Origin of the sequence: Pseudonocardia humida (assembly GCF_023898865.1) — a bacterium.
Lineage (GTDB): Bacteria > Actinomycetota > Actinomycetes > Mycobacteriales > Pseudonocardiaceae > Pseudonocardia > Pseudonocardia humida.
The window spans coordinates 23,365-37,340 of the sequence record NZ_JAGSOV010000067.1; the positions used below are offsets into that span (position 1 = coordinate 23,365).

Genomic DNA, 13,976 nt, shown 5'->3' on the forward strand with positions numbered 1-13,976 from the left:
GGAGGTGCGGGGGGAGGGTGGCGCGCGGCCGGGCCCTTACTGGTGGCTGGAGATGTAGGAGACGGCGTCGCCGACGGTCTTGAGCTCGGCGAGCTGGTCGTCGGGGATCTTGACGCCGAACTTGTCCTCGGCCTGCACGGCGATCTCGACCATGGACAGCGAGTCGATGTCCAGGTCGTCGACGAAGGACTTCTCCGGGGTCACCTCGGCGGTGTCGATGCCGGCGACCTCCTCGACGATCTCGGCGAGGCCGCTGAGGATCTCCGCGTTGTCAGCCATGGTGCTTCTCCTTCAGGGGTGGGGGGTGGTGGAGCTCGTGGTGTAGCTCACGGACAGGTGACGACCTGGGCGGCGTAGGACAGGCCCGCGCCGAAGCCTACGAGCAGCACGGTGTCGCCGGAACGCACCCGCCCGTCCGTGCGCATGTGGTCGAGCGCCAGGGGGATCGACGCCGACGAGGTGTTGCCGGAGTGGACGATGTCGTCGGCGACGACCATGTCCTCCCGCGCGCCCTTGGCGCGCAGCTTGCGCGCCACGGCGTCGACGATGCGCAGGTTGGCCTGGTGGGGGATGAAGACGTCGATGTCGGCGGGGGTGAGACCGGCCAGCTCGACCGCGCGCAGCGCCACCGGGGCGATCTTCGTGGTGGCCCACCGGAACACCGCCTGGCCCTCCTGGGCCAGCGCGTTGTTCTCCAGCTTGATGTGGATGGTCTGGGCCATGTCGCCGGCGCTGCCCCAGGCCAGCGGCCCCACGCCGACCGACTCCGCGTCGGGGGCCGGGCCGAGCACCGCCGCGCCCGCGCCGTCGGCGAAGATGATCGCGGTGGACCGGTCGGTCCAGTCCAGCCAGTCCGACAGCTTCTCCGCGCCGATCACCAGCACGTGCCGCGAGCTGCCCGCGCGCACCAGGTCGGCCCCGGCGCCCACGCCGAAGCAGAAGCCCGCGCACGCGGCGTTGAGGTCGAACGCGCCCGGCGCCGGGATGCCGATCCGCTCGGCGGTCTGGGCCGCGGCGTTCGGGATCGGGGTGGGCATCGTGCAGGTGGCCACGATGACGGTGTCGATCTCGGCGGGGTCGAGCCCGGAGTCCTTGACCGCGCGGGCACCGGCGTCGGTGGCCATGTCGACCAGCAGCGTGCCCTCCTCGGCGATGCGCCGGCTCTGGATGCCGACCCGCTCCCGGATCCACTGGTCGTTGGTGTCCATGCGCTCGGCCAGGTCGTCGTTGGTGACGACGTTGTCCGGCTGGGCGCTGCCCAGGCCGAGCAGCCGGGCGCCCGGCGCCGTGGCGGCCAGGCGCAGGGGCGTGCGGGGTCGCGTGGTCATGAGTCCTCCCCCGAGTGCTGCGTGATCAGGTCGATCGCGGCGTCCAGGTCGTCCGGTGTCTTGAGGGCCAGGCGCTCGACGCCCTTCATCTCGCGCTTGGCGATGCCCACCAGCGTGCCGGCGGGCGGCAGTTCGATCACCGCGGTGATCCCGCGCTCGAGCAGGGTGGCGGTGCAGGAGTCCCAGCGGACCGGGCGGGTGACCTGGGCGACCAGCCTGCGCACCGCGTCGGCGCCGTCGGTGACGACGGCCCCGTCGGCGTTGGACAGCAGCGGGCGGACCGGGTCGCCCGGCGCGAGCTGCGCGGCCCGGTCGCGCAGGGCCTGCTCGGCGGGCGCCATGAACCGGGTGTGGAACGCGCCGGCCACCGGCAGCCGCTTGACCCGGGCGCGGTTCGGCGGGTCCTTCTCCAGCGCCTCCAGGGCGGAGATCTGGCCGGCCGCGACCACCTGACCGGTGGCGTTGCGGTTGGCCGGGTCCAGCCCCAGCGCGGCCAGCGCGGCCAGCACCTCGTCGGCGTCGCCGCCGAGCACGGCCGACATCCCGGTCGGCTCCAGGTCGCAGGCGGCGGCCATCTCCCGCCCGCGGACGGCGGCGAGCTCGACGGCGGCGTCCGCGTCGAGCACCCCGGCCAGGGCGGCCGCGGCCAGCTCGCCCACCGAGTGGCCGGCGACGGGCGCCGCGGCCGGCAGCGCCGCCGCGGCGGTGAGCCGGGCGGCGGCCAGCAGCGCCGTCGCCACGACCAGCGGCTGGGTCACCGCAGTGTCCACGATCTCGTCGGCCCCGGCGTCGACGCCGAGGCGGCGCAGGTCGAGGCCGGTGGCGGCGGACCAGCGGGCGATGGTCTCGGCGGCTGCGGGCTCGTCGAGCCAGGGGGCCAGCATGCCGGGGGTCTGGGACCCCTGGCCGGGCGCGAGCAGGGCGATCACGGGCACAACACAACACCTCCGGGGCGCAGCGGCGGGATGCCGCCGGGCACCAACTCCGGGGCCGGCATTTGGAGGTTCCCGCCAACGACGCGTGGCGTGCCGGTACCGCGGCCCACGTCACGAGGATCGGTCATTGTAGGAACTCCGCAGCTCATGCCGGTCGGTCCGGCCGGCGCGTGGCGTCCATCCTGGCCGCCATCAGCGCGATCCGCAGGACGAGGGCGTCCCGCGGGTCGGTCGGGGCGCGGCCGGTGAGTTCGCTCACCCGGCGCAGCCGGTAGCGGACCGTGTTCGGGTGCACGAACAGCGCCCGGGCGCACGCCTCCAGCGCCCCACCGCCTTCCAGGTACACCTCGGCGGTGCGCAGCAGGTCGCCGCCCGCCGCCGCCAGCGGGGCGACCAGCAGGTCGACCATCCGGCGGTGGGCGACGGGGTCCCCGGCCACCGCGCGCTCGGGCAGCAGCTCGTCGGCGTCGACCGGGCGCGGCGCGTCGGGCCACCCGGGGGCCGCGCGCAGCCCGCTGAGCGCCTCCCGGGCGCTGAAGTGGGCCCGGCCCAGGTCGGGGGCGGGGGCGCCGATCACCACCGGCCCCGGGGCGAACGCGGCGGTCAGCGTGTCGTGCAGGGCGTCGCCGTCGGCGCGGGGCGCCGGCTCGTCGGCGCGGCCGTTGGCGCGCGGCGCCTCGGACACCAGCATGACCAGCCGGGCGCCCTGCAGCCCGACCAGCAGCGAGCGCCCGGCCCGGGCGGCCTCGTTGCGCAGGTCGAGCAGCTGGCGCCGCGGCGGGTCGGGCAGCGGGCTGCCCACCATCACCCGCACCGCGGCGCCCGCGTCCCAGCCCAGCGCGGCGGCCCGGGACACCAGCGCGTCGTCGTCGCCGCCCGCGCCGGCCCCGTCGCCGTCGAGGTCCGGGCCGCGCACCACGGCGTCGACGATCAGCGCCTCCAGCCGGGCGTCCCACGCGCCGCGGGTCTCCGCGGCGGCGGCGTAGGCGGTGGCCGCGGCGAAGGCGATCTCGCGACCGAACCGCAGCACGCTCTCGACCAGGGCGTGGCGCTCGGCCTCGTCGGCGGCCAGCGGGGGCAGGTGGCGCTCGAACACGTCGGTGGCGATGCGGACCAGGTCGACGGTCTGGCTGAGGGTGAGCCTGCGGGTCAGGTCGCGCGGGGCGATCCGGAAGGCCTCGGCGGTGAGCCGGATCGTCTCGCCGCGCTCGCCGAGCCAGGCCACGAAGTTGGCGACCCCGGTCTGGGTGACGAGCATGACGCCGGCGCGCTGGTCGGCGCTCAGCCGGGCGAACCACGGCTGGCGGCGCTGCATCGCGGTCAGGCTGGCGGTGGCCAGCTCGCCCGCGGCCAGCTCCACCCGGCGCAGCGTGGCCGGCGAGATCGCCGAGGCCCGCGCCGGGCCGGATCCGGGATCGGTGCCCGGGCCGGGGGAGGGCCCGGTCGTCCCCGGTCGTGGGTCCGCGCCCACGACCCGACCAGCCCCGGCCGCCGTCACGTCGGGCAGCATGGCACGGATGGACGCAGCGGACGCGGGGACGGGCGCGCGGGTGCGGCGGGCGGCCGACCGCCCGCGCACGACGACCGGCTGGTCGGATTCGCGGCACAGCTTCTCGTTCGGGGCCCACTACGACCCGCTCAACACGCACTTCGCGCTGCTCGTGGCCCACAACGACGACGTCGTCAGCGCCGGGACCGGCTACGACACCCACCCGCACCGCGACATGGAGATCGTCACCTGGGTGCTGGAGGGGGCGCTGGTGCACCGGGACTCGGCGGGCAACTCCGGCGTGATCGGTCCCGGACTGGCCCAGCGCCTGAGCGCGGGCTCGGGCGTACTGCACTCCGAGCACGCCGACGGCCCGCGGCACGACCCCGGATCGGGGCCGCCGCGCGCCACGCGCTTCGTGCAGATGTGGGTGCTGCCCGACACGACGGGCGGGACGCCGGACTACGAGCAGCGCGACGTCACCGGGGCCCTCGGCGCCGGCGACCTGGTGGTGGTCGCCTCCGGCATGCCCCGGTACGCCGACCGGCGCGCGACCTCGATCCGGCAGCGGCACGCCGCCCTGCACGCGGCGCGACAGCGCCCCGGCGGTAGGGTTGCGCTACCGCAGGCGCCGAGCGCGCACCTCTACGTCGCCCGCGGCTCGGTCGACCTCGAGGGCGTGGGAACGCTCTCGACGGGCGACGCCGCACGGGTCACCGGTGCCGACGGGCAACGGGTCGTCGCGGGCGCGGACGGAGCCGAGGTGCTCGTGTGGGAGATGCACGCGACCCTGGCCGATCTCGGGCCGTCCTGACGGGGACGGACCGGTGCTCGGGTCGGGGACGAGCGGGATCGACGTCCCGATCGGTGCGGGCACCGCATCAGGCCGGATGACGCGCCGGTCTCCGACCGGCGCGGGGCGACCGCCGTCGGGGCGGTCAGCCGAGCGGGGTGACCTTGCTGGCCTGCGGTCCCTTCTGGCCCTGCTCGATGTCGAACGACACGCGCTGGCCTTCGTCAAGGGTCTTGTAGCCGTTGGCCTGGATCGCGGAGTAGTGCACGAACACGTCCGCGCCACCACCGTCGGGAGCGAGGAAGCCGTAGCCCTTCTCGCTGTTGAACCACTTGACGGTGCCCTCTGCCATTCTTGCTCTCCTCGTACGTGGTGCCGGGGCACGGCCCCCGGCCTCGCGCCGCCGGGAGCCGGCTAAGCCCCCGGTCGGGACCCCTCCCACGATCGATCTCCACGATCGATCGTGGTCGGCGTCGGCCGGAGCGTATCGTGTTCGGGCCACTCTGCCGAGAGCCAATGACCTGTGCGTTTCCGTTGGTCGGCGCGCAGGCGGCCGTCCACGAGCGCCGACCGGTCGGTGCCGGGGCCATCCGGCACCGACCGGCGCGACGAACGGGCGAGCGTTCGAACTCACCCTCCGTCATCGGGTCCGCACGCGTGCGGGGGAGGCTCAGGCCACCCCGCTGTCGCTGGTCTGCGGTCCGGCCGCCTGCGGGTCGTCGATGCGGTACTTCGCCGCGGCCTCGGCCACGACCCCGCGGTCGAGCTCGCCCCGCGCGGCCAGGCTCTCCAGCGCCGCCACCGTGATCGACTCGGCGTCGACGTTGAAGTGCCTGCGCACGGCGGGCCGGGTGTCGGACAGGCCGAACCCGTCGGTGCCCAGCGAGGTGAACGGGGCCGGTACGTACTGCCGGACGAGGTCGGGCAGCGCGCGCATCCAGTCCGACACCGCGACGATCGGGGCGCCCTCGCCGAGAGCCTCGGTCAGGTAGGGCACGCGGCGGTCCCCCTCGGGGTGCAGCAGGTTGTGCTGCTCGCACTCCACGCCGTCGCGGCGCAGCTCGTTCCAGGAGGTCACCGACCACACCTCGGCGCCGACGCCCCACTGCTCCTGCAGCATGTCCCGGGCCTGCAGCGCCCACGGCACGCTCACCCCGGAGGCCAGCAGGCGCACCTGCGGGCCGTCCTCGCGCGGGCTGGCCTGGTAGCGGTAGATGCCCCGGAGCAGGCCCTGGACGTCGAGCCCCTCGGGCTCGGCCGGCTGCGGGTAGGGGTCGTTGTAGACGGTGAGGTAGTAGATGACGTTCTCGCCGCCGAGCGTCTCGTCGCCGTCGTCGCCGGCCGACTCGCCGTACATCCGGCGCAGGCCGTCGCGGACGATGTGGGCGATCTCGAAGGAGAACGCCGGGTCGTAGGACACCACCGCCGGGTTGGTCGCGGCGAGCAGCAGCGAGTGCCCGTCGTTGTGCTGCAGGCCCTCGCCGGTCAGCGTCGTCCGCCCGGCGGTGGCCCCGATCAGGAACCCGCGCGCCATCTGGTCGGCCGCGGCCCAGATCGAGTCGCCGGTGCGCTGGAAGCCGAACATCGAGTAGAAGACGTAGACCGGGATCATCGGCTGGCCGTGCGTGGCGTAGGACGTGCCCGCCGCGGTGAACGACCCGACCGAACCGGCCTCGTTGATGCCCTCGTGCAGCAGCTGGCCCTGCTCGGACTCCCGGTAGGCCAGCATCAGCGAGGCGTCGACCGAGGTGTACTGCTGCCCGTTCGGGTTGTAGATCTTCTGCGTCGGGAACATCGAGTCCATCCCGAACGTGCGCGCCTCGTCCGGGATGATCGGCACGAACCGCCCGCCGATCTCCTTGTCCTTGATCAGCTCGCGGAGCAGCCGGACGAAGGCCATGGTCGTGGCCACCTCCTGCTTGCCGGAACCCTTGCGGACGGCCTCGTAGGCCTTGTCGCCGGGCAGCACCAGCGCCTTGGACCGCACCCGGCGCTCGGGCACCGCCCCGCCCAGCGCGCGCCGCCGCTCGCGCATGTACTGGATCTCCGGGGCGTCGTCGCCGGGGTGGTAGTACGGCGGCAGGTAGGGGTCGCGCTCGAGGTCGGCGTCGGAGATCGGGATGCGCTGGGAGTCGCGGAACTCCTTGAGGTCGGCCAGCGAGAGCTTCTTCATCTGGTGGGTGGCGTTGCGCCCGGCGAAGTGCGAGCCCAGGCCGTAGCCCTTGATGGTCTTGGCCAGGATCACCGTGGGCTGGCCGTTGTGCTCCATCGCCGCGGCGTAGGCCGCGTAGACCTTGCGGTAGTCGTGCCCGCCGCGCTTGAGGTTCCAGATGTCGGCGTCGCTCATCGGCTCCACGAGCGCCTTCGTGCGCGGGTCGCGGGCGAAGAAGTGCTCGCGGACGTAGCCGCCGTCGTTGGCCTTGTAGGTCTGGTAGTCGCCGTCCGGCGTGGTGTTCATCAGGTTGATCAGCGCGCCGTCGCGGTCGGCGTGCAGCAGGGTGTCCCACTCCCGGCCCCAGATCACCTTGATGACGTTCCAGCCCGCGCCGCGGAAGAACGACTCCAGCTCCTGGATGATCTTGCCGTTGCCGCGCACGGGGCCGTCCAGGCGCTGCAGGTTGCAGTTGATGACGAAGGTGAGGTTGTCCAGCCCCTCGGTGGCCCCGATGTGGATCAGACCGCGGGACTCCGGCTCGTCCATCTCGCCGTCGCCCAGGAACGCCCAGACGTGTGGTTCGGCCCCGGGCGTGTCCCGCCCCGGGGTCAGGCCGCGGTCGCCAAGGTACCGGTTGAACCGGGCCTGCATGATCGCGTTCATCGGGCCGAGGCCCATCGAGACGGTCGGGAACTCCCAGAAGTCGGGCATCAGCCGCGGGTGCGGGTAGCTGGGCAGTCCGTGGCCCGGGCCGCCGTGCGAGAGCTCCTGGCGGAAGCCGTCGAGCCGGTCCTCCGACAGCCTGCCCTCCAGGTAGGCGCGGGCGTAGATGCCGGGGGAGGCGTGGCCCTGGATGTAGACCTGGTCACCCCCGCTGGGGTGGTCCTTGCCGCGGAAGAAGTGGTTGAAGCCGACCTCGTAGAGCGTCGCCGAGGAGGCGTAGGACGAGATGTGCCCGCCCACGCCGATGCCCGGGCGCTGGGCGCGGTGCACCGTCATCGCCGCGTTCCAGCGCACCCAGCGCCGGTAGGCCCGCTCGGCCTCCTCGTCGCCGGGGAACCACGGCTCCCGGTCGGTGGGGATGGTGTTGACGTAGTCGGTGCTGGTCAGCGAAGGCACGCCGACATGGCGCTCGCGAGCGCGCTGCAGCATGCGCAGCATCAGGTACCGGGCGCGCTGCTGGCCCGCCGCGTCCAGGACCGCGTCGAAGGAGTCCATCCACTCGGCGGTCTCCTCCGGGTCGATGTCGGGGAGGTGGGCGGCGAGGCCGTCGCGGATGACGTGAACACGTCGCGGTGCGGCGCCGGATTCGCGCGTTCCGGCGTCGCTGCCGTCGTGGGTCTGGCCGGTCAAGGGGTCTCCCTGCGTGGCTCGGGCTCGGTCGTCTGGCTCATCCCCTATCGTGCCTTTCCACGGGCAGTCTCGTAACGAGTGGTTGCGTCCCGGCGAGCAACGTGTTCGGATTCCGCATCCGGGTGCGGCCGGCGGTCGTGACCGTCGGCCGGGATGCCGGAGGACTACGACGAAAAGAGGTACAGGGGTGGTCGCCGCGGAGGATGCCGGACGCACGTCCGACATCGCGGGCAGGCTCGGCGTGGAGCCGGGCATGGTCGTCCAGGAGATCGGGTGGGACGACGACGTCGACGAGGTCGTGCGCGACGCGATCGAGGAACGCACGGGTGACGAGATGCTCGACGAGGACTCCGACGATGTCGTCGACGTGGTCCTGATGTGGTGGCGCGACACCGACGGCGACCTGTTCGACGCGCTGGTCGAGTGCATCGGGCAGCTGGCCGACAACGGCGTGGTCTGGGTGCTGACCCCGAAGACCGGACGTCCCGGGCACGTCGAACCGAGCGAGATCGCCGAGGTCGCTCCGACGGCCGGGCTGTCGCAGACCTCGAACGTCACGGTCAGCGACGGGTGGGCCGGTTCCCGGCTCGTCGCCCCGAAGGCGGCCACCAAGTCGCGGCGCTGACCCCGCCGCCAGGCGCACCACCGCCGTGCGTCACCGAGAGGGTGACGCACGGCTATCGTGGCGTGCGCCGCCTTCCGACGCCGCCCGCGAACCGAGGAGAACCGTGTCCCCCGAGGTGGGAACCGAAGCCCCCGACTTCACCCTGAAGAACCAGAACCGCGAGGACGTCACCCTGTCGTCGTTCCGCGGTGAGCGCAGCGTGCTGCTGGTCTTCTACCCGTTCGCGTTCTCCGGGATCTGCACGGGCGAGCTGAGCGCCGTGCGCGACGACCTCGGCTCGTTCCAGAACGACGAGGTGCAGGTGCTGGCCGTCTCCTGCGACCACCCGTTCGCGCTGAAGGCCTGGGCCGACGCCCAGGGCTACGAGTTCCCGCTGCTGTCGGACTTCTGGCCGCACGGCCGGGTGGCCCAGGACTACGGCGTGCTCAACAGCGGCGCCGGGTTCGCCCTGCGCGGTACCTTCCTGGTGGACAGGGAGGGCGTCGTGCGGTTCGCCGAGGTGAACGCCGTCGGCGAGGCGCGCGACCAGAACGGCTGGCGGCGAGCGGTGGCGGCGCTGGCCGGCGTCTGACCCGTCCACGGCGAGCAACCCGGGCCCCGGCCCGGTCCCGGGCGCGTAGCTCAGCGGGAGAGCACTCGGCTTACACCCGAGCGGTCGCAGGTTCGAACCCTGCCGCGCCCACCGCGGTCGACATGTGGGCGGGCCCTCCGCCCGTGGGAGCATCGCCGGCATGGTCGAGCTCCGGGACGCGACGCCGGCCGACGCCCACGCCATCGCCGTCCTGCTCGTGCGGTCGTGGCGCGTCGCCTACCGCGGTCTGCTCCCCGACCACGTGCTGGCCGGCCTGTCCGTCGCCGACCGGGAGCGGTTCTGGTCGGCAGCCCTCACCACCAGCGCGCCGCGCACCGGCGCCGTCGTCGCGACGATCGCGGGCGCCGTCGTCGGTTTCGCGGCGACCGGTCCGCCGCTGGTTCCCGTCGACCGCGCCGACCCCGCGCTCGGCGACCTCTACGCGCTGTACCTCGACCCCGACGTCTGGCGCCGCGGCATCGGCACCGGGTTGCACGCCGCCGCCCTCGACCGCCTCCGGTCCTCCGGCTTCACCCGCGCCGGCCTGTGGGTCCTCGACACCAACGAACGCGCCCTGCGCTTCTACCACCGCCACGGCTGGACCGACACCGGACGTTCCCAGCTCGACCGCGGCCCCGGGGGCACCGAGCTGCACGAACGACGGCTCCACCGCGACCTGGGCGACGGAGGCCCGTGACTGGAGCGTCGTGCGCACCCGGCCCGACCACGTCACCGACGGGGACGCCGGCCGCTGACGGGCGGCCGGGGCGCTACGACCCGAACGCGGTCAGGAACCGGTCGCGGAAGTCGTCCATCCGCCACACCGGCGCCCCCGGCCCGGGGTTGAGACCGTTGTCCCAGTCCCACCCGGCGACGCGGTCGAGGACGGCGGGGTCCTTGGCGACGATCGTGATCGGGACGTCGCGCCCGGCGTCCTCCCCGGTGACGATCGGGGCGGGCTGGTGGTCGCCGAGGAAGACCAGCACCAGGTCGTCGTCGCCGTAGGTCTCGACGTAGGAGATGAGGCTGGTCAGCGAGTACTCGATCGACTCGGCGTACTGGGCGCGGATCTTGACCGGGTCGCTCCAGACGGCCTCCATGGACTCGTCGGTGACCGGCATCGAGTCGTAGACCGTGCCGTCGTCGACGGCGTTCCAGGAGATGAACGGGGGCACCGGCACCCACGGGAAGTGGCTGGTGACCAGCGGGATCTCGGCCATCAGCGGGGCGTTGCCCGGCCGGGAGTGCTCCAGGCGCTGGAAGGCCGAGAGCGTGTACTGGTCGGGGGTGTGGAAGCCGGAGAAGCGCTCCCCCCGGTAGCCGAGGTTGCGGAAGTCGTAGAGCCGGTCGATGCCGTAGAAGGTCTCCTCGGGCCAGGCGGAGGTCAGGCCGGGCATGACGCCGACGGTGTCCCAGTCGGCGCGCTGGAAGGCGCCGGTGAGGGTGAGCCGGTCGCCCTCGACGAGGCTGCGGTAGCTCTGCTGGTTGGTGACCCACAGTCCGGACAGCAGGGTGGCGTGGGCCAGCCAGCTGCCCCCGCCGGAGGTGGGGGAGGTCAGGAACGCGCTGCGGGAGGCGAAGCCCGCGGCCTCCAACCGGCGGGTGCCGTCGTCGAGGAGGGCGTCGATCTGCGGGGCGATCTCCGGGCCCTCGACGGCGCTGCGCCCGTAGCTCTCGACGAACGAGAGCACGACGTCCTTGCCGGCCAGCCCGCCCAGCAGCTCGGTGCCGGGGGCGGCGAACGGGTCGGGGGCGGCGGCCTGGTCGAGGAACGCCTGGTACTGCTGCAGGGTCCAGGGCACCTGGGCGGCGGTGCGGTAGCCCATCGACGCGGTGCTCCAGGCGGCCACCGGCACCGGCACGACGATCTGCGCGCCGAGGGCGAAGCAGGCCAGCCAGACCGCGCCCAGCACCGGCACGGCGCGGACCGCGGTCCGCCGGTGCCGGACGGCCACGCTGCTGAGCCGGAGCACCGCCAGCGCCGTCCCGACGACCAGCCCGACGCCCAGCAGCGCGCCGCCCACGGCGGTGGCGATCGCGCCGAGATCGCCGGAGGAGCTGCCGACGAAGGTCAGCGCGTTGCCCAGCTGGGTCCAGTCGAAGACCGGGTCGAAGTGCCGGGCCAGGATCCGCATGAAGCCCATGTCGAGGGCGCGCACGACGGTCAGGAAGCCCAGCAGCCCACCGGCGAGCAGGGCCAGCACCACGCGCGCCCGGTGCGGCAGCACCAGCACCAGCGCGACGCCCACCAGTGCCTCCAGCGGGATGCGCACCATCGCGGCCGGCGAGAGCTGGGTGAACTCGTTCGGCGCCACCAGCGCCGCGTAGACCAGCAGGAAGGCCAGCACCGTGAGCACCCGCCCGACAGCGCGTCCGCGGGGCGCTGGCGGGGTGGGTGGGGCACCGTCGAGCCCGTCGTCCCGCGCCGCGGGCCGGTCGTCGGCCGTCAGCAAGGGGGAGCTCGTCGGGATCGTCACGGGGCAGTCCTTCCGCTGGGCCCGGGGGTCCGGGCTCGTCGACGGCTGCGACGCGCCGCGGTGGCGGGGGAACGCCACCCGGGGTGCGGCGGGTCGTGGCCGAGGCGGTCACGCGTCGTGGCGAGGCGCGGACGGCGTCACCGCCGGCCTCTCAGTAGGTGTCACGCACGCCTGCGCCCGGAGGTTCACCCCGACCGGGTCGGTCGGGCCCGGCCGAGGGGAGCCGATCCGCAGGTGACGGGCGGATCCGGTGAACCGGCTCGACGCAACCGAGATGCTGGCCCGCTACCGGCGCCTGCGCGACGAGCAGGGCTTCGGCTGGGGCGAGCCCGCGATCCCGGACATGTTCGGCTGGGCCCGGTTCTCCCGGCTCGGGCCGGTGTTCGACGAGGTCGCGGCCTCCGGCGACTGGGCCGGTGCCGTGCGCGCCGCCGTCGGCGACGAGGTGCCGCCCGGGCTGGTGCTGGTGGCGGTGGCCGCCGACGGGGCGCTCGACGTCCGCACCGGGGCGCCCCGCCCGGCGGTGGCCGGGTCGCCCGTCCAGGTCGACGTGGTCCTCGACTCGACCGCCGATCCGAGCGCGGGCCCGGAGCTGGTGGTCCGGGTCGGCGCCGGCGGTCGGGTCGCGGGCGTCCCGATCGCCGCCGGCGGCGCCGGGCTGCGCACGCTGGACGTGGACGGCGCGGCCCCGGTGATCACCATCGGCTGCGCCGGGCACCACCGCGCGATCGCCGACGCCGTCGAGGCGGTGCCGGCGGCCGCGCTGCGGCTGACGAGCGAGCACGGCGCGCGCTGGTCGGTGACCGACGCGACCGGCGGGGCCTGGTTCGCCCCCGGCGCGCCGCGCAAGTGGGACGCCGCCGACCGCCCGTTCTTCCACACCGACCCGGGCACCACCGAGCTGGCCGTGCGCGCCGGGCCGCTGCGGGTGGTCGCCGCGCGGGGCCTGGAGTTCGAGCGGCTGGAGCTGGTCGTCGAGCCGGGCCCCGATGAGCGGGTGGACGTCGACTACCGGCCCCCGCGCCGGTTCGACCCGGCCGCCGCCGGCTGGTGCGGCGCCGACCTGCACGTGCACCTCAACTACAGCGGCGACCAGGTGCTGCACCCGCGCGACGCGGCCCGCATGCAGCGCGGCGAGGGCCTGCACCTGATGCAGCTCACCGCGGGCAACTTCACCGGCCCGAGCCGCGCCACACCGGGCACGAGGGCACCGACCACCCGTGGGACTGGCCGCCCACAGCGAGGCCTGCCGGTCGATTCGCGACCTCGGCGCGACCACCACCTACGCGCACCCTGCCTTCTCCCCGCTGGCGGACCCGGCCGACCTGGTGGCGCCGGTGCGGTCGGTGGAGGCGCGCGAGCTGGTCGCCGACGCCGCGCTGGGCCTGGTGGACGCCGTGGAGCTGGTGTCCTGCTTCGACGACCGCGGCGCCCTGGTGCTGTACCACCACCTGCTCTCGTGCGGGCTGCGGTTGGCCGCGACCGCGGGCACCGACACGTTCCTGTCCTTCGCGCACGGTCCCGCCCCGGCGTCCGACCCACCGGCTGGGGTCGCGTGTACGCGCAGCTGGAGGGGGCGCCGCTCTCGGTCGAGGCGTTCACCGACGCGATCCGGGCCGGCCGGACGGTCGTCACCAACGGCCCGTGGCTCGAGGTCGACGTCGACGGCAGCGGCCCGGGCGCCGTGCTCGGCGCCGCGCCGGGCGACCGGCTCGCGGTCCGGGCCCGGGTGCGCGGGTCCGGCGTCGACCGGCTCGTCCTCCACGGGCCCGGCGGGGAGCTGGCCGCGTCCGGGACCGACGCCCTGGAGCACGTGGTGACCGTCGGTGGGGAAGGGCTCTGGCTCGCGGCGGCCGCGCACGGCGGCGAGGGCGACCCGCACACGGTCGGTGCGCCGGTGTTCGCGCACACGTCGCCGGTCTACGTCGACGTCGGCGGGCGCCGCCCGGCGCGGGCGGAGTCGGCCCGGTGGTGCCTGGCGGTGCTCGACGGCCTGCGGGGCCTGGTCGAGGAGCACGGCCGGTTCGACCCCGGGCGCCGCGCCGAGCAGCTCGGCGACCTGCTCGACGTGCTCGACCGCGCCCGGGCGTTCTACCTGGGCGCGGAGGCGACGGCCGAGGGCCCGCGGAGCGGGTCGGGCCACGACGGCGGGTGACCGGTCCCTCGCCGCGACGCTCGGTCGGAGCGAGCGGACCCTGGACCGGGGACGCCTGCCGGGGTTAGCGTCACCTCAGCACAGGCGAGGGAGGC

General features: G+C 74.5%; 12 protein-coding genes and 1 tRNA gene. 6 read left to right on the plus strand and 7 right to left on the minus strand.

What is annotated here, in order from left to right:
• Positions 1 to 36: 36 nt before the first annotated feature.
• From KDL28_RS31320 to KDL28_RS31335, 4 genes are all read right to left on the minus strand, one after another.
• A complete protein-coding gene (locus KDL28_RS31320) occupies positions 37 to 279 on the minus strand; it encodes an acyl carrier protein (RefSeq protein ID WP_252444345.1) in 243 nt (80 codons plus the stop codon).
• Between the two features lie 47 nt (positions 280 to 326).
• Complete coding sequence (locus KDL28_RS31325) at positions 327 to 1,328, minus strand: beta-ketoacyl-ACP synthase III (protein WP_252444346.1); 1,002 nt, start codon at positions 1,326 to 1,328, stop codon at positions 327 to 329.
• Positions 1,325 to 2,257 (minus strand): ACP S-malonyltransferase, encoded by a 933-nt coding sequence (locus KDL28_RS31330; protein WP_252444385.1) that lies wholly within the window; start codon positions 2,255 to 2,257, stop codon positions 1,325 to 1,327. Before KDL28_RS31330 ends, KDL28_RS31325 begins: the two co-directional genes overlap by 4 nt.
• 151 nt (positions 2,258 to 2,408) lie before the next feature.
• The gene (locus KDL28_RS31335) at positions 2,409 to 3,773 is read right to left on the minus strand and encodes a PucR family transcriptional regulator (RefSeq protein WP_252444347.1); all 1,365 of its coding nucleotides are present in this window, start codon (positions 3,771 to 3,773) and stop codon (positions 2,409 to 2,411) included.
• A 7-nt stretch (positions 3,774 to 3,780) separates the two neighbouring features.
• On the opposite strand from KDL28_RS31335, the gene KDL28_RS31340 reads away from it, so the two are divergent.
• Positions 3,781 to 4,566, plus strand: coding sequence for a pirin family protein (locus tag KDL28_RS31340; RefSeq protein ID WP_252444348.1), 786 nt, complete (start codon positions 3,781 to 3,783; stop codon positions 4,564 to 4,566).
• Positions 4,567 to 4,690: 124 nt separating this feature from the next.
• On the opposite strand, the gene KDL28_RS31345 is transcribed toward KDL28_RS31340, so the two are convergent.
• On the minus strand, positions 4,691 to 4,897 hold the full coding sequence (locus KDL28_RS31345) for a cold-shock protein (protein WP_214405164.1): 207 nt from the start codon (positions 4,895 to 4,897) through the stop codon (positions 4,691 to 4,693).
• Positions 4,898 to 5,215: 318 nt separating this feature from the next.
• Positions 5,216 to 8,053, minus strand: coding sequence for a pyruvate dehydrogenase (acetyl-transferring), homodimeric type (gene aceE / locus KDL28_RS31350; RefSeq protein ID WP_252444349.1), 2,838 nt, complete (start codon positions 8,051 to 8,053; stop codon positions 5,216 to 5,218).
• Positions 8,054 to 8,240: 187 nt separating this feature from the next.
• Between aceE and KDL28_RS31355 the strand changes: the two genes are divergently transcribed.
• The 4 genes from KDL28_RS31355 (at position 8,241) to KDL28_RS31370 (ending at position 9,946) form a co-directional block, all read left to right on the plus strand.
• A complete protein-coding gene (locus KDL28_RS31355) occupies positions 8,241 to 8,678 on the plus strand; it encodes a DUF3052 domain-containing protein (protein ID WP_252444350.1) in 438 nt (145 codons plus the stop codon).
• 103 nt (positions 8,679 to 8,781) lie between these two features.
• The gene (locus tag KDL28_RS31360) at positions 8,782 to 9,249 is read left to right on the plus strand and encodes a peroxiredoxin (RefSeq protein WP_252444351.1); all 468 of its coding nucleotides are present in this window, start codon (positions 8,782 to 8,784) and stop codon (positions 9,247 to 9,249) included.
• A 39-nt stretch (positions 9,250 to 9,288) separates the two neighbouring features.
• A tRNA-Val gene (locus KDL28_RS31365) sits at positions 9,289 to 9,360 on the plus strand.
• Between the two features lie 49 nt (positions 9,361 to 9,409).
• The gene (locus KDL28_RS31370) at positions 9,410 to 9,946 is read left to right on the plus strand and encodes a GNAT family N-acetyltransferase (RefSeq protein ID WP_252444352.1); all 537 of its coding nucleotides are present in this window, start codon (positions 9,410 to 9,412) and stop codon (positions 9,944 to 9,946) included.
• Between the two features lie 73 nt (positions 9,947 to 10,019).
• Here KDL28_RS31370 and KDL28_RS31375 read toward each other — a convergent pair whose 3' ends face one another.
• Positions 10,020 to 11,726, minus strand: coding sequence for an alkaline phosphatase family protein (locus KDL28_RS31375; protein ID WP_252444353.1), 1,707 nt, complete (start codon positions 11,724 to 11,726; stop codon positions 10,020 to 10,022).
• Positions 11,727 to 11,976: 250 nt separating this feature from the next.
• On the opposite strand from KDL28_RS31375, the gene KDL28_RS31380 reads away from it, so the two are divergent.
• Positions 11,977 to 13,881, plus strand: a complete 1,905-nt coding sequence (locus tag KDL28_RS31380; RefSeq protein WP_252444354.1) for a CehA/McbA family metallohydrolase domain-containing protein — start codon at positions 11,977 to 11,979, stop codon at positions 13,879 to 13,881.
• The last annotated feature ends 95 nt before the right edge of the window (positions 13,882 to 13,976 follow it).